General features: G+C 70.3%; 17 protein-coding genes. 10 read left to right on the forward strand and 7 right to left on the reverse strand.

All coding sequences use genetic code 11. The annotated features are described in order from the left end of the window. Positions 1-209 precede the first annotated feature (209 nt). The 3 genes from IF09_RS0118630 to nirD are packed head-to-tail and all read left to right on the forward strand — an operon-like array spanning position 210 to position 4,404. Positions 210-1,508, forward strand: coding sequence for an NAD(P)/FAD-dependent oxidoreductase (locus IF09_RS0118630; protein WP_030297103.1), 1,299 nt, complete (start codon positions 210-212; stop codon positions 1,506-1,508). Between the two features lie 2 nt (positions 1,509-1,510). Beyond that, entirely contained in the window at positions 1,511-4,063 is a 2,553-nt protein-coding gene (gene nirB / locus IF09_RS0118635; protein ID WP_030297104.1) for a nitrite reductase large subunit NirB, read from the forward strand. Continuing rightward, positions 4,060-4,404, forward strand: coding sequence for a nitrite reductase small subunit NirD (nirD, locus tag IF09_RS0118640; RefSeq protein WP_030297106.1), 345 nt, complete (start codon positions 4,060-4,062; stop codon positions 4,402-4,404). The genes nirB and nirD overlap by 4 nt, the downstream gene beginning before the upstream one ends. A 21-nt stretch (positions 4,405-4,425) precedes the next feature. On the opposite strand, the gene IF09_RS0118645 is transcribed toward nirD, so the two are convergent. Both IF09_RS0118645 and IF09_RS0118650 read right to left on the reverse strand, forming a co-directional pair. Then, entirely contained in the window at positions 4,426-4,830 is a 405-nt protein-coding gene (locus tag IF09_RS0118645) for a VOC family protein (protein WP_030297108.1), read from the reverse strand. Between the two features lie 131 nt (positions 4,831-4,961). Then, positions 4,962-5,426, reverse strand: coding sequence for a group III truncated hemoglobin (locus IF09_RS0118650; RefSeq protein WP_030297110.1), 465 nt, complete (start codon positions 5,424-5,426; stop codon positions 4,962-4,964). A 218-nt stretch (positions 5,427-5,644) separates the two neighbouring features. Here IF09_RS0118650 and IF09_RS0118655 point away from each other — a divergent pair, with 218 nt between their 5' ends. Further along, a complete protein-coding gene (locus IF09_RS0118655; RefSeq protein ID WP_030297112.1) occupies positions 5,645-6,805 on the forward strand; it encodes an alkaline phosphatase PhoX in 1,161 nt (386 codons plus the stop codon). Positions 6,806-6,860: 55 nt separating this feature from the next. Here IF09_RS0118655 and IF09_RS0118660 read toward each other — a convergent pair whose 3' ends face one another. The 3 genes from IF09_RS0118660 to dusB all read right to left on the reverse strand — a co-directional run bounded on the left by IF09_RS0118660 (position 6,861) and on the right by dusB (position 12,531). Beyond that, positions 6,861-7,913 carry an ArsR/SmtB family transcription factor gene (locus IF09_RS0118660; protein ID WP_030297114.1) on the reverse strand — a complete coding sequence of 351 codons (1,053 nt, stop codon included), beginning with the start codon at positions 7,911-7,913 and terminating at the stop codon, positions 6,861-6,863. 390 nt (positions 7,914-8,303) lie between these two features. After that, positions 8,304-11,012 carry a pyruvate, phosphate dikinase gene (gene ppdK, locus IF09_RS0118665; RefSeq protein WP_030297115.1) on the reverse strand — a complete coding sequence of 903 codons (2,709 nt, stop codon included), beginning with the start codon at positions 11,010-11,012 and terminating at the stop codon, positions 8,304-8,306. Between the two features lie 376 nt (positions 11,013-11,388). After that, on the reverse strand, positions 11,389-12,531 hold the full coding sequence (gene dusB, locus IF09_RS0118670) for a tRNA dihydrouridine synthase DusB (RefSeq protein ID WP_030297116.1): 1,143 nt from the start codon (positions 12,529-12,531) through the stop codon (positions 11,389-11,391). Positions 12,532-12,595: 64 nt separating this feature from the next. Between dusB and IF09_RS0118675 the strand changes: the two genes are divergently transcribed. Continuing rightward, positions 12,596-14,047 carry an MFS transporter gene (locus IF09_RS0118675; RefSeq protein ID WP_030297117.1) on the forward strand — a complete coding sequence of 484 codons (1,452 nt, stop codon included), beginning with the start codon at positions 12,596-12,598 and terminating at the stop codon, positions 14,045-14,047. Positions 14,048-14,069: 22 nt separating this feature from the next. On the opposite strand, the gene IF09_RS0118680 is transcribed toward IF09_RS0118675, so the two are convergent. Further along, entirely contained in the window at positions 14,070-14,525 is a 456-nt protein-coding gene (locus tag IF09_RS0118680; protein ID WP_234321059.1) for a MarR family winged helix-turn-helix transcriptional regulator, read from the reverse strand. 79 nt (positions 14,526-14,604) lie between these two features. On the opposite strand from IF09_RS0118680, the gene IF09_RS0118685 reads away from it, so the two are divergent. The 4 genes from IF09_RS0118685 to IF09_RS0118700 all read left to right on the forward strand — a co-directional run bounded on the left by IF09_RS0118685 (position 14,605) and on the right by IF09_RS0118700 (position 17,539). Further along, entirely contained in the window at positions 14,605-14,961 is a 357-nt protein-coding gene (locus IF09_RS0118685; RefSeq protein WP_418953058.1) for a DoxX family protein, read from the forward strand. A gap of 58 nt (positions 14,962-15,019) precedes the next feature. Continuing rightward, positions 15,020-16,048, forward strand: a complete 1,029-nt coding sequence (locus IF09_RS0118690; protein WP_030297120.1) for an aldo/keto reductase — start codon at positions 15,020-15,022, stop codon at positions 16,046-16,048. Between the two features lie 21 nt (positions 16,049-16,069). Continuing rightward, entirely contained in the window at positions 16,070-16,663 is a 594-nt protein-coding gene (locus tag IF09_RS0118695; protein ID WP_030297121.1) for a TetR family transcriptional regulator, read from the forward strand. Positions 16,664-16,909: 246 nt separating this feature from the next. Further along, positions 16,910-17,539, forward strand: a complete 630-nt coding sequence (locus tag IF09_RS0118700; protein WP_234321061.1) for a VC0807 family protein — start codon at positions 16,910-16,912, stop codon at positions 17,537-17,539. A gap of 84 nt (positions 17,540-17,623) precedes the next feature. On the opposite strand, the gene IF09_RS0118705 is transcribed toward IF09_RS0118700, so the two are convergent. Then, positions 17,624-19,006, reverse strand: a complete 1,383-nt coding sequence (locus IF09_RS0118705; protein WP_030297123.1) for a glycine--tRNA ligase — start codon at positions 19,004-19,006, stop codon at positions 17,624-17,626. 155 nt (positions 19,007-19,161) lie between these two features. Between IF09_RS0118705 and IF09_RS0118710 the strand changes: the two genes are divergently transcribed. Beyond that, positions 19,162-20,136, forward strand: a complete 975-nt coding sequence (locus IF09_RS0118710) for a metal ABC transporter substrate-binding protein (protein WP_030297124.1) — start codon at positions 19,162-19,164, stop codon at positions 20,134-20,136. Positions 20,137-20,165: the final 29 nt, after the last annotated feature.

The following is a 20,165-nucleotide window of genomic DNA, read 5'->3' on the forward strand; positions in this document are numbered from 1 at the left end:
TTCTCCTGGACTGACCTGGACGGTGGGGAGCCAGAGGCCTTGGGGTGGAAGGGCTCCGCAGGCCCCCTTCCTGAGGCCCTGCTTACCGCTGCCTTAAGCCGCCCTTGAGGGACGCCTCACCGACCCTTAGCCCGGGCGCTGAGGTGCGCGTTCCCACCGGGTAACAGAGGCGATGCGGCGGGGAAACAGCGGCCGCGCACGCTCATGCCATGACATCGGAGCAGCAGCGTGTGGTGGTGATCGGCGGCGGCCTCGCGGGCCTGCGGCTCGCTGCGCGGCTGGGCGCGGGTGCGGATGCCGGTGCCGGTGCCGGTGGTGCCGCGGTGGGTCCGGAGGTGACGGTCCTCGGCGAGGAGTCGCACGTCCCGTACAACCGGGTCCTGCTGGCGGACGTGCTGGCGGGCCGGTACGCACCGGAGGTGACCGCCCTCCCGGCCCCCGGGCCGGTGCTGCGGCGCGGTGTCCGGGCGGTCCGCATCGACCGCGCCGACCGGACGGTCCACTGCGACGACGGCAGCACCGAGCGGTACGACACGCTGGTCCTGGCCACGGGCTCCAACGCGGTCCTCCCGCCGCTGCGCGGGCTGTTCGAACCGGAGGGGCGGGAACTGCCCGACGGGGTCCACGCGTTCCGCACCATGGACGACTGCCTGGCGCTGTCGGCTGCCGTGGCCGTACGGGAAGGCGTGCGCGCGGTGGTGATCGGCGGCGGCCTCCTCGGCGTCTCCGCGGCTCGCGCCCTGGCCGAACGCGGAGCCCAGGTGGTCCTGGCCCAGCAGGGCGAACGGCTGATGGAACGCCAGCTCGACGCCGACGCCTCGGCGCTGCTGCACACCCACCTGACCGCCCTCGGCATCGAGATCCACACGGAATGCCGGGTCCGCGGCCTGACGACGACGCAGGACACCGGCCGCCGGCAGGTCACCGGGGTCGAGTTCGCCGACGGGTACCGGCTCGACGCCGATGTCGTCGTGCTCGCCTGCGGTGTGCGGCCCCGGACCGGGCTCGCGCTCGCCGCCGGCCTCGAGGTGCGCACCGGGATCGTCGTGGACGACGGGCTCCGCACCAGCGACCCGCGCATCCACGCCATCGGCGACTGCGCCGAGCACGCCGGCCGGGTGTACGGCCTCGCGGGGCCCGCGCTGGAGCAGGCCGACGCCCTCGCCGCGTACCTCACCGGCACCACCGGTACCGCCCTCGCCGCCCCGGCATACACCGGAACCCGCGCCCTCACCCGCCTCACCCTCACCACCGCCGGAGGCACCGGCTCGGGCCCCCTCGATCTCGCCGCCTTCGGCGAGACCACCCCGCTCCCCGGCGACGACGTGGTCCGCCTCGCCGACGCCACCCGCCGGACCTACCGGAAGGTCGTCGTCCGCGGCGACCGCCTCGTCGGCGGCGTCCTCCTCGGCGAACTCTCCAGCGTGGGCGCCCTCGCCCGCAGCTGGGAGGACGAGGAGGACCTGACCGACCTGTTCCACCTGCTCACCGACGACGGAGGCTCCTGATCATGGCCGCAGCCACGCCCACGCCCACTCCCGCCATCGTGCTCATCGGCCACGGCATGGTCGGCCAGCGCTACCTCGAGGCACTCGCCGAGCGCGGGGCCACCGCCACGCACCGGATCACCGTGCTCTGCGAGGAGCCCCGGCCCGCCTACGACCGCGTGCACCTCACCTCGTACTTCTCCGGAAGCACCGCCGAGGACCTCTCCCTCACCCCCGCCGGGTTCATGGAGGAGCACGGGATCGAGCTGCACCTCGGCGACCCCGCCGAGTCCATCGACCGCGACGCCCGTACGGTCACCTCCCGCTCCGGGCAGGTGTTCCCGTACGACGTGCTCGTCCTGGCGACCGGCAGCTACCCCTTCGTGCCGCCCGTACCGGGCAAGGACGCCCCCGGCTGCTTCGTCTACCGCACCATCGAGGACCTGCTCGCGATCGAGGAGTACGCGAAGACCCGTACCAGCGGAGCCGTCGTCGGCGGCGGCCTCCTCGGGCTCGAGGCGGCCGGCGCCCTCCAGGGCCTCGGTCTCAGCACCCGCATCGTGGAGTTCGCCCCGCGCCTGATGCCCGTCCAGGTCGACGACGGCGGCGGCGCGGCCCTGCTGCGCACCATCGAGTCGATGGGGCTGACGGTCCACACCGGCGTCGGCACCCAGGAGGTCGTCACCGGAGAGGACGGCCACGTCAGCGGAATGCGGCTCTCCGACGGCTCCACCGTCGACACCGACCTCGTCGTCTTCTCCGCCGGGGTCCGCCCCCGCGACCAGCTCGCCCGCGACGCGGGCCTGACCGTCGGCGAGCGCGGCGGCATCGGCGTCGACGCCCGCTGCCGCACCTCCGACCCGCGCGTCTACGCGATCGGCGAGTGCGCACTGGCCACCGACGGCCGCGTCTACGGACTGGTCGCCCCCGGCTACGAGATGGCCGAGACCGCCGCCGAGGACCTGCTGGGCCGCGAGAAGGAGTTCACCGGAGCCGACCTCTCCACCAAGCTCAAGCTGCTCGGCGTGGACGTGGCCTCCTTCGGCGACGCCCACGGCGCCACCCAGGGCAGCCTCGACGTCGTCTACTCCGACTCCCGCTCCGGCGTCTACAAGAAGCTGGTCGTCTCCCCCGACGGGGTGCTGCTCGGCGGGGTCCTGGTCGGCGACGCCGACTCGTACGGCCTGCTGCGCCCGCTCACCGGCAGCGTCCCGCCCGTCAGCCCCGACCAGCTGGTCCTGCCCGCCGGGCTCGGCGCGCCCGTCGCGCTCGGCCCGTCGGCGCTCCCCGACTCCGCGGTGATCTGCTCCTGCCACAACGTCACCAAGAAGGCGATCACCGCCTGCGCGACGCTCCCCGAGGTCAAGCAGTGCACCAAGGCGGGCACCGGCTGCGGCAGCTGCCTCAAGGTGATCGGCCAGCTGCTGCCCGCGCCCGCCGACAAAGGGCTGTGCGACTGCTTCCCCTTCACCCGCGCCGAGCTCTACGAGATCGTCCGTACCCGTCGGCTGACCTCGTACGAGCAGCTCCTCGACGGCCACGGCCGGGAGGCGGCCCGCGGCGGCGACGGCTGCGAGGTCTGCAAGCCGACCGTCGGCTCGATCATCGCCTCGCTCGCCCCCACCCTCGGCGCGAGCGGTTACGTCCTCGACGGGGAGCAGGCCGCCCTCCAGGACACCAACGACCACTTCCTCGCGAACCTCCAGCGCAACGGCTCGTACTCGGTCGTCCCGCGCATCCCCGGCGGTGAGATCACCCCCGACAAGCTCATCGTGATCGGCGAGGTCGCCCGCGACTTCGGGCTCTACACGAAGATCACCGGCGGCCAGCGCATCGACCTCTTCGGCGCCAGCGTCGACCAGCTCCCGCGGATCTGGGCCCGCCTCGTCGAGGCCGGGTTCGAGTCCGGCCACGCGTACGGGAAGGCGCTGCGCACGGTGAAGTCCTGCGTCGGCCAGACCTGGTGCCGGTACGGGGTCCAGGACAGCGTGCGGATGGCCATCGACCTGGAGCTGCGCTACCGGGGCCTGCGCGCGCCGCACAAGCTCAAGTCGGCGGTGTCCGGCTGCGCGCGCGAGTGTGCGGAGGCGCAGAGCAAGGACTTCGGGGTGATCGCGACGGCGAATGGCTGGAACTTGTACGTCGGCGGGAACGGCGGGGCCACCCCGCGCCACGCGGACCTGCTGGCCCAGGACCTGTCCGACACCGAACTGGTCCGGCTCATCGACCGGTTCCTGATGTTCTACATCCGCACGGCGGACCGGCTGGAGCGCACCTCGACCTGGCTGGACCGGCTGGAGGGCGGCCTGGACCACCTGCGGGACGTGGTCGTCCACGACTCGCTCGGGCTGTGCGCGGAGCTGGAGTCGCTGATGGCCGACCACGTGTCGCACTACCGCGACGAGTGGGCGCAGACGCTCCAGGACCCGGAGCGGCTGCGCCGGTTCGTGTCCTTCGTCAACGCGCCCGGCGCCCCCGACCCGACCGTGAAGTTCGTCCCCGAACGCGACCAGGTCAAGCCCGACCTGACCATTCTCAACATCCGGCCGCTGGAGGCCGTGGGAGGCACCCGATGACCGTGGAACTGCACGTGGCCGAAGGCTGGCTGACGGTGTGCGAGCTGTCCGACCTGACCCCCGGGCGGGGGGTGGCGGTCCTGCTGCCCGACGGGAGCCAGGCCGCGGTGTTCATCGGCCGCTCGGGCGGCATGTACGCCATCGACAACCGGGATCCGTTCACCGGGGCGGCCGTGCTCTCGCGGGGGCTGGTCGGCTGCATCGACGGCAAGCCGTTCGTGGCCTCGCCGCTGCTCAAGCAGCGCTTCGACCTCGCCACGGGGCGCTGCCTGGACGACGAGGAGGCGGCGGTCCGGACCTATCCGGTGCGGACCGCCGTGACCTCCGTCGCGGTGGCGTAGCGGGGGCGTGGCCGGGGGCCGTCAGCCCTGGACGGCCGCCGGGTCCATCCAGACGTACTCCCAGACGTGACCCTCCAGGTCCTCGAAGGCGCGGCCGTACATGAAGCCGAGGTCCTGGGCCGGGCGGGGTTCGGTGCCGCCCGCGGCGAGGGCGGCGTCGACCACCTCGTCGACCTTCTCCCGGCTGTCCGCGCTCAGGGCGAGCATGACCTCGGTGGTCTTGGTGGCGTCCGCCACCTCCTTGGTGGCGAAGTCCTTGAACCGGGCCTCGGTCATCAGCATCGCGAAGATGGTGTCGCTGATGACGAGGCAGCCGGTCGACTCGTCGCTGAACCGGGGGTTGAAGGAGTAGCCGAGCTTGCCCCAGAACGCCTTGGCGGCATCGATGTCCTTGACCGGCAGGTTGACGAAGATCATGGTGGGCATCTCGGTTCCTCTTTCTCTCGCGTGGTGTGCTTTCGAGAGGTGGACCGGGGGCGGCGCGAAAACTCATCGCTCCCGCGAAAATTTTTCCGAGGATCTCCGCGGAGCCGCCGGCCGAGGCCCGTCTGCGCAGGTCAGGCAGTGGAGCGGAGCTCCAGCGCGGCCAGCGGTACAAACCCGCAGGCATCCTCCCTGCGGAGCAGCGCGGGATCCGGTCCGGCCAGCCTCCGGTGCAGGGCCAGCGCGATCCGCTCGCCCGTGGCCTTCGCCCGCTCCGCGTTCGGCCCCCGGTGCAGGCCGTCGACGGTCGCGTGCCACAGCTGCACCCAGCGCCCGAAGTCCTCGGCGGTCAGCGCCCGCGCCGCGTGCAGGGTGGCGTGCGGGGCGAACGCGTCGCGCCCGTAGTCGGCCGTGCGGAACAGGGCCCGCTCCCAGAAGTCGGTGATCCGGGACAGGTGGACCTCGAGGTCCGTCCCGGCGATCTCGGTGAAGAACGGCCCGATGCGCCGGTCGGCGAAGGCGGCGGTGTAGAAGCGGCGCAGCACGACGGCGAGGTCGGCGCGGCCGGATATGTCGTTGTCCGCGGCGAACTGGTTCATTGCTTCACCATCCTCGCCGAAGCGGCGTCCCTCAAGGGCAGAAAGTCCCGCGGTTCGTCACATCGTGCGGATCGAAACATCGTGCGGATCACACGCGAACCGGTCGCCCCCGCGTCACGCCGCGTTGAGGCTGCGGCAATGCGGCGCTCCTAGAGTCCTCTGCGCGTGCGACTCCGCGTCCGACCGGATGCGGAGCCCCTCCTCCCACAGGAGTGACCGTGGAACGTCGTACCTTCCTGCGCGGCGCCGTGATCGGCTCCTCGGCCGCCGCCTTCGGCGGCACGCTGACGCACGGAGCCGCTTATGCGGCGCCCGCCCAGCCCGGCACCGGGCCCTACGGGGCCCTCGGTGCGGCCGACGCGAACGGGATCCGGCTGCCGGCCGGCTTCAGCAGCCGGGTGATCGCCCGGTCCGGCCAGAACGTCGGTCCCACGAGCTACAAGTGGCACAGCGCCCCCGACGGCGGTGCCTGTTTCGCGGACGGCACCGGCTGGATCTACGTCTCCAACTCCGAGATCAACCCGTCCGGCGGCGCGAGCGCGGTGAAGTTCGGTGCCACCGGGGCGGTCACCGGCGCCTACCGGATCCTCTCCGGCACCCGGCAGAACTGCGCGGGCGGCAAGACCCCGTGGAACACCTGGCTGTCCTGCGAAGAGGTCAGCCTGGGCTACGTCTACGAGACCGACCCGTACGGCGTGAACGCGGCCGTGCAGCGTCCGGCGCTGGGCCGCTTCAAGCACGAGGCGGCGGCCGCCGACCCGGTGCGCCAGGCGATCTACCTGACCGAGGACGAGACCAACGGCTGCTTCTACCGCTTCCTGCCCACGACCTGGGGCAACCTGTCCTCCGGAACGCTCCAGGTGCTCGTGGCCGGCTCCGCCACCTCCGGCTCGTTCACCTGGGCGAACGTGCCCGACCCGGACGGCTCGCCGACCACGACCCGCACCCAGGTCTCCGGCGCCAAGCACTTCAACGGCGGCGAGGGCTGCCACTACGCCGGCGACTCGGTGTGGTTCACCACCAAGGGCGACAACCGGGTCTGGCAGGTCGACCTGGTGAGCGGCACGTACGAACTGGCCTACGACGACTCGCTCGTGCCCGGCGGCGCGGCCCCGCTGACGGGCGTTGACAACGTCACCGGGTCCTCGTACGGGGACCTGTACGTGGCCGAGGACGGCGGTGACATGGAGATCTGCGTCATCACCCCGGACGACGTGGTCGCCCCGTTCCTGCGCATCACGGGCCAGTCCTCCTCGGAGATCACCGGCCCGGCCTTCTCGCCCGACGGCACCCGGCTGTACTTCTCGAGCCAGCGCGGTACGACGGGCAGCTCCTCCGACGGCATCACGTACGAGGTGACCGGGCCCTTCCGGGTCTGACGACGGCGGTCCCCCGGGGCCCCGGACCGCCTTCCGCGGTCCGGGGCGTGGCCGGCTACGAGGCCACCGCGCCGCCCTTGAGGAGCGCGGCGCCCAGCGGGGTCACCGTGTGCAGGACGGCGTTGCCCCGGCGCAGGGTGGTGACCAGGCCCGCCTCGCGCATCACGCACGCGTGCTGGCTCGCGGAGGCCAGCGAGACGCCGGCCCGGCGGGCCAGCTCGCTGGTGGTGGCGCCGTCGCCGATGGCCCGCAGCACCACCGAGCGGGTGTGCCCGACGAGTTTGCCCAGCGTGCGCTGGCGCTGCTCCTCCAGGGGCCGAATCGATTCGCCACCGGTCGGCGCCGACGCCAGCTGCGCGGCGGCCGGGTAGACCAGCACCGGGGGCAGCTCCGGGTCGTGCAGGGTCACCGCGGTCTTCCGGCAGAAGAACGACGGCTGGAGCAGCAGCCCGCGCCCCCGCAGCCGTACGTCCCGGTCCACGGGGTAGTCACACTCCAGCACCGGAGCCCGCCAGCGCAGCATCGGCGGCAGGGAGGCCAGCAGCTCGTCGGCGCCGCCGTCGAGCAGGGCCCGGCCGCGCGCGGCCCGCTCGGCCTCGATCTGGGCCTGGATGTGCGTCCAGTACGGCTCCACGGCCGCCCGGTGGTAGCCGCGCAGCTCACCCAGCAGCCTCGGCAGGTGCTTGGTGCCGCCGTCCATGAAGTCCCGCAGCCGCCGCGGAACCAGCGCGTCGGCGCCTCCGCTCACGGCCGAGGGCATGCCGAACGCGGCCCCCACGCCCGTACCCGCGCCCAACAGCGCCAGCTCGCGCCGCATCCGCTCGGGGCGGATCCCGCGCAGGGCGTCGAGTCCCACGTCCCACCCGTACTGCCCCTCCACAGGGGTCAGGAAATCGGGAAAATACCCGCGACTCGGTATGAGCGCACCAAGCAAACGTGTTTCACTATTCAACCTGCTCCGGGTTTCGGTACGCCATTCACCGAAGAGCCGGGCATCGCGCCGGTCTCTTAAGCGGTGAAAACTCAGAATCGTTTCCCACAACGCATCGGGACGCCCTGCCATCCGTACGCGTGCCAGGTCCACTCCAGTGAAATGGATACGCAGCACCGAACCCCCACCTGTGCAACCGCAATCCCCCCGCCCTATGAGTATGCACGCCGTCACACGACGTCACCACGCCCTTTCGGCCACAGTTGAAACCCCTTTCGGCGGGGGCGTGACAACCGAAATCCTGTACTCCGCCAGGCACACTCCGGTGCGACCGAAACGCTCCGCGAAGGCCGTGGGGGGCTTTGCGGGGCCTGGCGGTCGGTCGCACCGGGAAGCGCCGACGTGCCTGGCAGATTGACAGCAGGCGGTGGACGGGTGGGGATCCGTCCACCGCCTGCTGGCGTAAAGATTTGTTGAACAACAAAAAATGGGCGCGTCCGCCCTCGGGGGTCAGGGAACCCGGGGGCGGACGCGCAGTCAGCGGGCCCTGTCAGGGCCGTGGAGGGGTCAGCGGCTGTCGCTGCCCTTCGCCTCGGCGGCCGCACGGCCGGCCTCCAGGCGCGCCACCGGAATCCGGAAGGGCGAGCAGGAGACGTAGTCGAGACCCACCTCGTGGAAGAAGTGGACGGACTCCGGGTCGCCGCCGTGCTCGCCGCAGACGCCGAGCTTGAGGTCGGGGCGGGTCGCCCGGCCGGCCTGGACCGCGCTGCGGACCAGCGAGCCGACGCCGTCCTTGTCGATGGTCTCGAACGGCGAGACCCCGAAGATGCCCTTCTCCAGGTACGCGGTGAAGAAGCTGGCCTCGACGTCGTCGCGGGAGAAGCCCCACACCGTCTGGGTCAGGTCGTTCGTACCGAAGGAGAAGAACTGCGCGGCCTCGGCGATCTGCCCGGCCGTGAGGGCGGCGCGGGGCAGCTCGATCATCGTGCCGATGGTCAGCTTGAGGCTGGTGCCGGTCGCGGCCTCGACCTCGGCGATGACCGCGTCGGCCTCCTCGCGGACGATCTCCAGCTCCTGGACGGTGCCGACGAGCGGGACCATGATCTCGGCGCGCGGGTCGCCCTTGGCGTTCTTGCGCTCGGCCGCGGCCTCGGCGATCGCCCGGACCTGCATGGCGAACAGGCCGGGGATGACCAGGCCGAGGCGGACACCGCGCAGACCCAGCATCGGGTTCTGCTCGTGCAGCTTGTGCACGGCCTGGAGCAGGCGCAGGTCGTTCTCGTTGGCGTCCTTGCGGGCCTCGGCGAGGGCGACGCGCACCGACAGCTCGGTGATGTCGGGCAGGAACTCGTGCAGCGGCGGGTCGAGGAGGCGGACGGTGACGGGCAGGCCGTCCATCGCCTCGAACAGCTCGACGAAGTCCTTCTTCTGCAGCGGCAGGAGGGCACTCAGTGCCTCCTCGCGCTCCTTGTCCGTGTCCGCGAGGATCAGGTGCTCGACCAGCTCGCGGCGCTCGCCGAGGAACATGTGCTCGGTGCGGCACAGGCCGATGCCCTGGGCGCCGAAGCGGCGGGCGCGCAGGGCGTCCTCGGCGTTGTCGGCGTTGGCGCGCACCCGCAGCCGGCGGACGCGGTCCGCGTACGCCATGATCCGGTGCACGGCGGCGACCAGCTCGTCGGCGTCGTCGGCGCCGGCGTGCATGCGGCCCTCGAAGTACTCGACGACCGGGGACGGTACGACGGGTACCTCACCGAGGTAGACCTTGCCGGTGGAGCCGTCGATGGAGACGACGTCGCCCTCTTCGACGACCGTTCCGCCGACCGTCATGCGGCGGCGCTTGGTGTCGACCTCGAGGTCCTCGGCGCCGCAGACGCAGGTCTTGCCCATGCCGCGGGCGACGACCGCCGCGTGCGAGGTCTTGCCGCCGCGCGAGGTCAGGATGCCCTCGGAGGCGATCATGCCGTCCAGGTCGTCGGGGTTGGTCTCGCGGCGGATCAGGATGACCTTCTCGCCCGAGCGGGACCACTTGACGGCCGTGTAGGAGTCGAAGACGGCCTTGCCGACGGCCGCGCCCGGGGAGGCGGCGATGCCGCGGCCCAGCAGCGTGGTCTTGGCGCCTTCGTCGAAGCGGGGGAACATCAGCTGCGCGAGCTGGGCGCCGTTGACGCGCTGGAGGGCCTCGGCCTCGTCGATGAGGCCCTGGTCCACGAGCTGGGTGGCGATGCGGAAGGCGGCGCCGGCGGTGCGCTTGCCGACGCGGGTCTGGAGCATCCACAGCTGGCCGCGCTCGATGGTGAACTCGATGTCGCAGAGATCCTTGTAGTGGGTCTCCAGCGTCGTCATGATCGTCATGAGCTGGTCGTACGACGTCTTGTCGATCGACTCCAGGTCCGCCAGCGGGACGGTGTTGCGGATACCCGCGACGACGTCCTCGCCCTGGGCGTTCTGCAGGTAGTCGCCGTACACGCCGGCGTGGCCGCTGGCGGGGTCGCGGGTGAACGCGACGCCGGTGCCGGAGTCGGGGCCGAGGTTGCCGAAGACCATGGAGCAGATGTTGACCGCGGTGCCCAGGTCGCTCGGGATGCGCTCCTGGCGGCGGTAGAGCTTGGCGCGGTCGGTGTTCCACGAGTTGAAGACCGCCTCGACGGCGAGGTCCAGCTGCTCGCGGGCGTCCTGCGGGAACTCGCGGCCGGCCTGCTTGGCGACGATCTTCTTGAAGCGGGTGACCAGCTTCTTCAGGTCGGCGGCGTCGAGGTCGGTGTCGACGGTGACCTTCTTGGCGGCCTTGGCCTCGTCGAGGGCTTCCTCGAAGAGCTCGCCCTCGACGCCGAGGACGGTCTTGCCGAACATCTGGATCAGGCGGCGGTACGAGTCCCACGCGAAGCGCTCGTTGCCGGCCTGGGAGGCGAGGCCGGCGACGGACTCGTCCGAGAGGCCGATGTTGAGGACCGTGTCCATCATGCCGGGCATGGAGAACTTGGCACCGGAGCGCACGGAGACCAGCAGCGGGTCGTCCGACTGGCCGAGCTTCTTGCCCATCTTCGCCTCGAGGGCCGCCAGGTGGGCGCTGACCTCGTCGCGCAGCGCGGCCGGGGCCTCACCGCTGGCGAGGTAGACCTTGCAGGCCTCGGTGGTGATGGTGAAGCCGGGAGGGACCGGCAGACCCAGGTTGGTCATCTCGGCGAGGTTGGCCCCCTTGCCGCCGAGAAGGTCCTTGAGGTCGCGGTTTCCCTCGGTGAAGTCGTAGACGAACTTCTGATCTTTGTTTTCCGACACGGGTCTCGACTCCTCGAGGACTCGGTGGCTGCCCTGACGGCCAGGAACATACCCAGATCGAAGGCTTCTGGGTACGTCCACTTGGTCGTCATGCGGCTGTAACCACTCGTGCGCCAGCAGATCGAAAGTAACTGAGCAGTAGCCAAAACCTACGAAGAGCGTTCACCTCCCGAAGGATCAAGGGCCTCTCGAGGCTTGTTTCCGCTCGGATGAGCGATCATCGATACATTTGCGTTCAAGTCTTGAACAGACAAAGGGTGGCACCCAGTGCCACCCTTTGGAAGTCTTACCCGTGATTTTCGCGCTCATGTGAGCGCAACCCCACCCATGCGTGGCGTATGTCACGCCGCCGACGGCATAATTTGTCAGCTGTTTCTCAGCCTCCGGACGTGTCCAGTTCGGCGTCCTCGCTCACCCCGGCACAGTCATAGGGATCCTTCAGCCAGCCATCCGGCAGGACAACCCGGTTGTTTCCGGACGTCCGGCCGCGCGGACCGTCCGCGCTGTCGGGCCACGGCTGGTCCAGGTCGAGCTCGCTCAGATGAGCATCCAGCTCGGCCAGCGAAGAGGTGACGGCCAGCTTCTTCCGCATCTCGGAACCCACCGAGAAGCCCTTGAGGTACCAAGCCACGTGCTTACGGAAGTCGATCACCCCGCGCGCCTCGTCGCCGATCCACTCCCCCAGCAGCTCGGCGTGCCGGTGCATGGTCGCCGCGACCTCGCGCAGCGTCGGCTTGTGGAAGTCTTCGGGCCGCCCCTCGAAGGCCGCGACCAGGTCGTTGAACAGCCACGGACGCCCCAGGCAGCCCCGCCCGACGACCACGCCGTCACAGCCGGTCTCGCGGACCATGCGCAGCGCGTCCTCCGCGCACCAGATGTCGCCGTTGCCGAGCACGGGGATCTCCGGCACGTGCTCCTTGAGCCGCGCGATGGCGTCCCAGTCGGCGGTGCCGCCGTAATGCTGGGCGGTGGTGCGCCCGTGCAGGGCGATGGCGGTGACGCCTTCCTCGACGGCGATCCGGCCGGCGTCCAGGTAGGTGAGGTGGTCGTCATTGATGCCCTTGCGCATCTTCATGGTGACCGGCAGGTCGCCGGCGCCCGCGACGGCCTCGCGCAGGATCGCGCGCAACAGGTTCCGCTTGTACGGCAGGGCCGAGCCGCCGCCCTTGCGGGTCACCTTGGGGACCGGGCAGCCGAAATTCAGGTCGATGTGGTCGGCGCGGTCCTCTTCGACGATCATGCGGACCGCCTTGCCGACCGTCGCCGGGTCGACTCCGTACAGCTGGATCGAGCGGGGCTTCTCGGTCTCGTCGAAGTGGATCAGCTGCATGGTCTTCTCGTTGCGCTCGACCAGGGCGCGGGTCGTGATCATCTCGCTCACGAACAGCCCCTTGCCGCCGCTGAACTCGCGGCAGAGCGTACGGAACGGGGCATTGGTGATGCCGGCCATGGGGGCGAGCACCACGGGGGGCTGCACGGTGTGCGGGCCGATCGCGAGCGGCGGAGGGAGCGTGGTCATCCCCCCATTGTCGCCCAGGCGGACCACCACACGCATTTCTTTAGTTAGACGTACTATCGTAAACATGACGGAGTCGAGCCGCCGCCGGAGGATGCTGATCCTGGCGATCTGCTGCATGAGCCTGCTCATCGTCAGCCTCGACGTGACCGTCCTCAACGTGGCCCTGCCCTCGATGCGCCGCGAGCTGGACGCCTCCGTCGCCGGCATGCAGTGGACGATCGACGCGTACACGCTGGTCCTGGCCTCGCTGCTGATGCTGGCGGGCTCCACGGCGGACCGGATCGGGCGCCGCAGGGTCTTCGCCGCGGGCCTCGTCCTCTTCACGGCGGGTTCCCTGCTCTGCTCGCTGGCGCCGACCCTGGAGTGGCTGATCGCCTTCCGGATGGTCCAGGCCGTGGGCGGCTCGATGCTCAACCCGGTCGCCATGTCGATCATCACCAACACCTTCACGGATCCGCGCGAGCGGGCCCGCGCCATCGGCGTCTGGGGCGCGGTGGTCGGCATCTCCATGGCCGTGGGCCCGCTGATCGGCGGGCTGCTCGTGGAATCGGTCGGCTGGCGCTCCATCTTCTGGATCAACCTCCCGGTCGGGCTGCTGGCCTTCGCGCTGACCCTGCGGTTCGTCCCGGAGTCGCGGGCCGGACACCCGCGCCGCCCGGACCCGGTGGGCCAGCTGCTGGTCATGACCCTGCTGGGATCCATGACGTACGGGATCATCGAGGCGCCGAGCGCCGGCTGGAGCTCGCCGGTCATCCTCGGCTGCACGGCCCTGGCCGTGGCCTCGCTGGCAGGGCTGCTCTTCCACGAGCCGCGGCGGGCGGAGCCGCTGATCGACCCGCGGTTCTTCCGGAGCGCTCCGTTCAGCGGCGCGACGGTGATAGCGATCAGCGCCTTTGCCGCGCTGTCCGGGTTCCTGTTCCTGAACACCCTGTACCTGCAGGACGTACGGGGGCTCAGCGCGCTCGACGCCGGGCTCTACATGCTGCCGATGGCCCTGCTGACGTTCCTCTGCGCCCCGCTCTCGGGCCGTCTGGTCGGCAATCGGGGGCCGCGGCCCTCACTGCTGATCGCGGGGACGGCAATGGCGGCGAGCGGAGTGCTGTTCGCCGCCTTCTCGGCGGAGACCTCGACACCGCTGCTGTTCACGGCGTACGTGCTGTTCGGGCTGGGCTTCGGCATGGTGAACGCACCCATCACCAACACGGCGGTCTCCGGGATGCCCCGGTCCCAGGCGGGGGTCGCGGCCGCGGTGGCCTCCACCAGCAGGCAGACCGGCGGCACGCTGGGCGTGGCCGTGATCGGCGCGGTCCTGGCGGCCGGGACGGCGGGCGGCGCCGATTTTATCGAGGCGACCCGGCCGGCCTGGTGGATCATCACGGGCTGCGGGCTGCTCGCCCTCGTCGTGGGCGCCGCGACCAGTGGCCGGTGGGCCATGGGGACGGCGGCACGGACCGCCCGGAGGCTGGAGCGGACCGCCACGGCGTCGCAGTCGGCCGGAGCTCCGCCGCGCAGCTGACGCGCGGACTCCCCCTGGGGGCCTACTCGCTGCAGTTGAAGTCGTCGGCGTTCGAGTCGATCCGGGCCAGCAGGCTGCGCAGCGCGTCCTGGTCCTGCTGCGAGAGCGCGGCGAACAGGGAGCGTTCGACCTCGTCGAGCGCAGCGTTCGTCTTGGCGAGGGCGGCCGATCCGGCCTCTGTGATGGCCACGTTGTGGCGGCGGCGGTCGGCCGGGTCCCGGCGGCGGAGGGCGAGACCCTCGCCCTCCAGGTCGTTGAGGATGCCGACCAGCACGCTCGGGTCCACCTCGAGCCCCTCGGCGAGCGCCCGCTGGCCGACGGGTCCGTCCTCGAGGCGCATCAGCGTCATCGCGTGCCGCGGGGTGAGTCCGGCCGCGCTGAGCGCCTTCTTCATGCGGGTCTCGGTGATCGAGCCGTGCCAGGCCAGCAGCAGGCCCAGCCGCTGCGGGGGGTGCGGAGACTCCTGAGATGCCGTCATATCAGACATCGTAACAACTGAAGAATGGTTGCCAATGCTCGATCGTTGATGGTATTCAATGATTCAACACAATCGATCGTTGGAGTTCATCATGTTCATTGCGTACGCCGCCGTCGCCGGTCTGCTCGCACTCGTCCTGGCCGCGTCCGCCGCGTTCTCGCTCCAGCGGAACGAGGCGATCGTCGCGAGCATGCGGAAGGTCCAGGTTCCGGACAGCTGGCTGCCCCGGCTGGCCGCCCTGAAGGCGGCCGGCGCGGCAGGCCTGGTCGCGGGCCTGTGGGTGACTCCGCTGGGCGTGGCCGCCGCCGTCGGCGTGACCCTCTACTTCATCGGCGCGGTCATCAGCCACCTGCGCGTGAAGGACTTCGAACTGGCCCCGGCAGCCACCCTCGCTCTGGTCGCGGCGGCGGCGCTCGCCCTGCGGGTGGCGGCATAGCCACCCTGACGGGTGACAGATATTGAAATCTGTCACCCGTCATGCCATGGTTGTTCCCATGACCAAGAACGAGAACACCCGCACCCTCGGCTCCGCCGGCCCCTCCGTCTTCAAGCTGGGGCTGGGCTGCATGGGCATGTCCGCCCTGTACGGGGAGGCCGACCGCACCGAGTCGATCGCGACCCTCCACGCCTACCTGGACGCCGTCCCCGACGGCACGAACGCGCTGCTCGACACCGGGGACTTCTACGGCATGGGGCACAACGAGATGCTCATCGGCGAGGCCCTGCGCGCCGTGCCCGCCGCGGCCCGGGAGCAGGCCCTGGTCAGCGTGAAGTTCGGTGCCCTGCGCACCGTCGAGGGCGGTTTCACCGGCTACGACGGCCGCCCCGAGGCCGTCAAGAACTTCCTGGCCTACTCGCTCCAGCGCCTCGGCCGGGACCACATCGACGTCTACCGGATCGCCCGTGTCGACCCGGCCGTCCCGATCGAGGAGACCGTCGGCGCCATCGCCGAGGCCGTCGAGGCCGGGCACGTGCGGCACATCGGCCTCTCCGAGGTCGGCGCGGACACCCTGCGCAGAGCCGCGGCCGTCGCCCCGATCGCGGACCTCCAGATCGAGTACTCGCTCATCTCCCGCGGCATCGAGGAGGAGATCCTGCCGACCGCCCGCGAGCTGGGCATCGGCGTCACGGCGTACGGGGTGCTGAGCCGCGGTCTGATCAGCGGGCACTTCAGCCGCGACCGGGAGCTGGCGCCGGGCGACTTCCGCGGAATGAGCCCCCGTTTCCAGGGCGAGAACCTGCAGCGCAACCTCGACCTGGTCGACGCCCTGCGCAAGGTCGCGGAGGACAAGGGGGTCAGTGTCGCCCAGACCGCCATCACCTGGGTGCTCTCGCGCGGCGAGGACATCGTGCCGCTGGTGGGCGCCCGCCGCCGCGACCGGCTGTCCGAGGCGCTGGGTGCCATGGAGGTGGAGCTGACCTCTGCGGACCTGGCGGCCATCGAGGAGGCGGTCCCGGCGGGAGCCGCGGCCGGCGAGCGGTACCCGGCAGCGCAGATGGCCCACCTCGACAGCGAGCACTGAGCGGGCGGTACGGTCGTACTCATGCCCCCCGCTGCTGCCGAGCCCCTGACACCCGAGCGCATCCTCGAGACCACCGAGGAGGTGCTGCGCCGCTACGGGCCCACCAAGGCGACCGTGGTGGACGTGGCCCGCGCCCTGGGCGTCAGCCACGGCAGTGTGTACCGGCATTTCCCGTCGAAGGCGGCGCTGCGCGAGGCCGTCACGGACCGCTGGCTCGCCAAGAGCGTCGTCCGCCTGGAGGAGATCGCCTCGGCCCCCGGCCCGGCTGCGCCCTCCAAGCTGGAGGCCTGGCTGGAAGCGCTCTTCGAGGCCAAGCGGCACAAGGCGGGTGACGACCCGGAGCTGTTCGCTACGTACACGGTGCTGCTCTCCGAGAGCAGCGGCGTGGTGGACCACCATCTGAGCCAGCTGATCGACCAGTTGGGCCGGATCATCTCCGAGGGCGTCGAGGCGGGCTCGCTCAGTGCACCCGATGTGCCGGCCGCCGCCCGGGCGGTGTTCGACGCCACCGGCCGTTTTCACGATCCGCAGTACGCGGCCGACTGGCTCTCGCCCACGATCATCACGGAGTTCCAGGCCGTCACCGCGCTCGTGATCCGGGGCCTGCGCGCCTGACCGCGTCGGCAACGCGCGCCACGCGACGTCCGGAACTGGTCACTCCGGACAGCTTGATGATCATTTTGGGCGCGTCTGGCTTGTCTGTCCCCCGTCAAACTCCATACGGTCCCCCTACCGCACTTCATCAGGCACGTTCCAGGGGGAACCTTGTCCGCTCAACCCACTCAGGCAGCCGAGCCCGCACCTCCTGCCCGCTCCGGCGGCGCCGCGGCGATCGGCTTGATTCTTACCATCGTCCTCAACGTGGTCGCTCCGATCGTCACTTACAACACCCTCGTCGACGACCACGGCTGGAGCGAGGCCTCGGCACTGCTGGCCAGCGGCGCCTGGCCGGTACTCGACAGCGCCATCATGGTGGCCTGGCGGCGCAAGCTGGACGAGTTCGCCATCGTCACCCTGGTGTTCCTGGTGATCACCGCCGTGGTCTCCCTCGTGGGCGCCCAGTCCACGCAGGCCCTGCTGGTCAAGGACTCCGCCGTGACGGGCCTGTTCGGGCTCCTGTGCCTCGGCACGCTGCTCGCGCCGCGGCCGCTGATGTTCTACTTCGGCCGGAAGTTCGGCACGGACGGCACCCCGGCGGGCGTGGCGTACTACAACGACCTGTGGCGGTTCGAGGGTTTCCGCAACGCCCAGCGCCGCATGACCCTGGTGTGGGGCGTTGCCTACCTCATCGAGGCGGCGGTCCGGATCGTCCTGTCGTACGTCCTGGACACCTCCACCATGGTGGCCCTCAGCCCGTTCATGATCTACGGGACGCTCGGCGGCCTGGCCCTCTGGACGATCAGCTTCGTCAAGCGCACCAAGGCCGAGGGTGCGAAGCGGGCCGCCGCGGCGGCCGCCGCGGACGGGCAGGGCGAGGGCCTCACAGCCTGACCGCCCTGACGGCTGCGTACGGAGAAAAGGCCGGTGGCCCGGTGCGCGATCCGTGCACCGGGCCACCGGCCTTTCAGGCGGGAACTAGCAGCCGAGCAGGCGGCTGCCGAGGTAGCTCTGGATCTGGTCCAGGGAGACGCGCTCCTGCTTCATGGTGTCGCGCTCGCGCACGGTCACCGCGTTGTCGTCCAGGGTGTCGAAGTCGACGGTGACGCAGAACGGCGTACCGATCTCGTCCTGGCGGCGGTAGCGGCGGCCGATGGCGCCCGCGTCATCGAACTCGATGTTCCAGTTCTTGCGCAGGTCGGCGGCGAGGCCCTTGGCCTTCGGCGACAGCTGCGCGTTGCGGGACAGCGGCAGGACGGCGACCTTGATCGGGGCCAGGCGCGGGTCGAGGCGCATCACGGTGCGCTTCTCCATGACGCCCTTGGCGTTGGGGGCCTCGTCCTCGTTGTACGCGTCGAGCATGAAGGCGAGCATGGCGCGGTTGACGCCGGCCGCCGGCTCGATGACGTACGGGGTGTAGCGCTCACCGGCTTCCTGGTCGAAGTAGGTGAGGTCCTGACCCGAGGCGGCGGAGTGGGCCTTGAGGTCGAAGTCGGTGCGGTTGGCAATGCCTTCGAGCTCGGAGAACTCGTTGCCACCGAAGTTGAAGCGGTACTCGATGTCGGCGGTGCGCTTCGAGTAGTGGGACAGCTTCTCCTTCGGGTGGTCGAACCAGCGGATGTTCTCCTCGCGGATGCCGAGGTCGCGGTACCAGTTCCACCGCTCGGCCATCCAGTACTCCTGCCACTGCTCGTCCTCGCCCGGCTTGACGAAGAACTCCATCTCCATCTGCTCGAACTCGCGCGTGCGGAAGATGAAGTTGCCGGGCGTGATCTCGTTGCGGAAGGACTTGCCCATCTGCGCGATGCCGAACGGGGGCTTCTTGCGCGAGGTGGTCTGCACCTGGGCGAAGTTGGTGAAGATGCCCTGGGCGGTCTCGGGGCGCAGGTACGCCTTCGAGCCGGTGTCCTGGGTCGGGCCGAGGTGGGTCTCCAGCATGCCGGAGAACTGCTTCGGCTCGGTGAACTGGCCCTTCACACCGCAGTTGGGGCAGTTGATGTCGGCGAGACCGTTGGCGGGCAGACGGCCGTGCTTGGCCTCGTACGCCTCTTCCAGGTGGTCCGCGCGGTGGCGCTTGTGGCAGGAGGTGCACTCGGTCAGCGGGTCCGAGAAGGTCGCGACGTGGCCGGAGGCCACCCAGACCTCGGGGGCCAGGATCACGGACGAGTCGATACCGACGATGTCCTCACGCCCGGTGACCATCGCCTTCCACCACTGGCGCTTGATGTTCTCCTTGAGCTCGACACCGAGCGGGCCGTAGTCCCAGGCAGCCCTGGAGCCGCCGTAGATCTCACTGCACGGGAAAACGAAGCCACGGCGCTTGCTCAGGCTGACGATGGTTTCGATCTTGTCGGCGGCCACGGTGCTCTCTTCATTACGAGGACGAACGGCGAAGACTCAAGGTTACCGGCGCCCGCACCCCCCCTTTCAAATCGGGACCCCCTCCACGGCCCCTCCCCCGTGGCCCCCACCAGGGTTTTTGACAACCGTTTCCATTTTTGATGAAAATGGATGTCATGAACGTACGACGACGCCTCATACCCGCCACCGCCCTCGCCGGAGCCGTCGCCCTCGGCGCCACGGCCCTGACCGCCTGCTCCGGGTCCGCCGCCGAGGGTGGGAAGGACGGCAAGCTCGCCGTGACGGCCTCGTTCTACCCGATGCAGTTCCTCGCCGAGCAGATCGGCAAGGACCACGTGAAGGTCGACGCCCTGACCAAGCCCGGTGTCGAGCCGCACGACCTGGAGATCACGCCGAAGCAGACCGCCCAGCTGGGCAAGGCCGACGTGATCCTCTACCTCAAGGACCTCCAGCCCGCCGTCGACAAGGCCATCGCCCAGTCCGGCGGGAAGAACATCGTCGACGCCGGCGCCCTCACCAAGCTGGAGGTCCACGGCGACTCCGGCCACGAGGGCGAGGCCACGACGGGAGACGCGGAGGGACACGACCACGCCCACGAGGGCGAGGCCGGCGCGGACCCGCACATCTGGCTCGACCCCGCCAAGTACGCGGAGGTCGCCAAGGGCGTCGGCGCGGCCCTGGAGAAGGCCGATCCCGACCACGCCGCCGACTACAAGAAGAGCACCGACGCGCTGGTCGGCAAGCTGACCGGGCTGGACAGCGAGTTCAAGGACGGCCTGCAGAACACGGCCACCAAGACCTTCATCACCACCCACTCCGCCTTCGGGTACCTCGCCGAGCGCTACGGCCTGGACCAGGAGGGCATCGCCGGCCTCGACCCCGAGTCCGAGCCGAGCCCGGCCCGGATCAAGGAGATCCAGGAGATCGCGAAGAAGGAGAATGCCACCACGGTGTTCTTCGAGACCCTGGCCAGTGACAAGACGGCCAAGACCCTCGCGGCGGACACCGGACTCAAGACCGACGTCCTCGACCCGCTCGAGGGAATCACCGACAAGTCCCAGGGCGCTGACTACTTCGAGGTCATGCGGTCCAACCTGAAGAACCTCCAGAAGGCACTCGGTAGCAAGTGATGGCAGTAGCAGCAACGGAGGCGCGAGCC

It is taken from the genome of Streptomyces katrae (genome assembly GCF_000717655.1).
Classification (GTDB): domain Bacteria; phylum Actinomycetota; class Actinomycetes; order Streptomycetales; family Streptomycetaceae; genus Streptomyces; species Streptomyces katrae_B.

What these genes read in the sequence shown, in the direction of transcription:
- IF09_RS0118630 (WP_030297103.1), top strand. Translation starts at nt 210, where the DNA reads ATGACATCGGAGCAGCAGCGTGTGGTGGTGATCGGCGGCGGCCTCGCG.
- nirB (WP_030297104.1), top strand. Translation starts at nt 1,511, where the DNA reads ATGGCCGCAGCCACGCCCACGCCCACTCCCGCCATCGTGCTCATCGGC.
- nirD (WP_030297106.1), top strand. Translation starts at nt 4,060, where the DNA reads ATGACCGTGGAACTGCACGTGGCCGAAGGCTGGCTGACGGTGTGCGAG.
- IF09_RS0118645 (WP_030297108.1), bottom strand. Translation starts at nt 4,830, where the DNA reads ATGCCCACCATGATCTTCGTCAACCTGCCGGTCAAGGACATCGATGCC.
- IF09_RS0118650 (WP_030297110.1), bottom strand. Translation starts at nt 5,426, where the DNA reads ATGAACCAGTTCGCCGCGGACAACGACATATCCGGCCGCGCCGACCTC.
- dusB (WP_030297116.1), bottom strand. Translation starts at nt 12,531, where the DNA reads ATGACCACGCTCCCTCCGCCGCTCGCGATCGGCCCGCACACCGTGCAG.
- IF09_RS0118675 (WP_030297117.1), top strand. Translation starts at nt 12,596, where the DNA reads ATGACGGAGTCGAGCCGCCGCCGGAGGATGCTGATCCTGGCGATCTGC.
- IF09_RS0118680 (WP_234321059.1), bottom strand. Translation starts at nt 14,525, where the DNA reads ATGACGGCATCTCAGGAGTCTCCGCACCCCCCGCAGCGGCTGGGCCTG.
- IF09_RS0118690 (WP_030297120.1), top strand. Translation starts at nt 15,020, where the DNA reads ATGACCAAGAACGAGAACACCCGCACCCTCGGCTCCGCCGGCCCCTCC.
- IF09_RS0118695 (WP_030297121.1), top strand. Translation starts at nt 16,070, where the DNA reads ATGCCCCCCGCTGCTGCCGAGCCCCTGACACCCGAGCGCATCCTCGAG.
- IF09_RS0118710 (WP_030297124.1), top strand. Translation starts at nt 19,162, where the DNA reads ATGAACGTACGACGACGCCTCATACCCGCCACCGCCCTCGCCGGAGCC.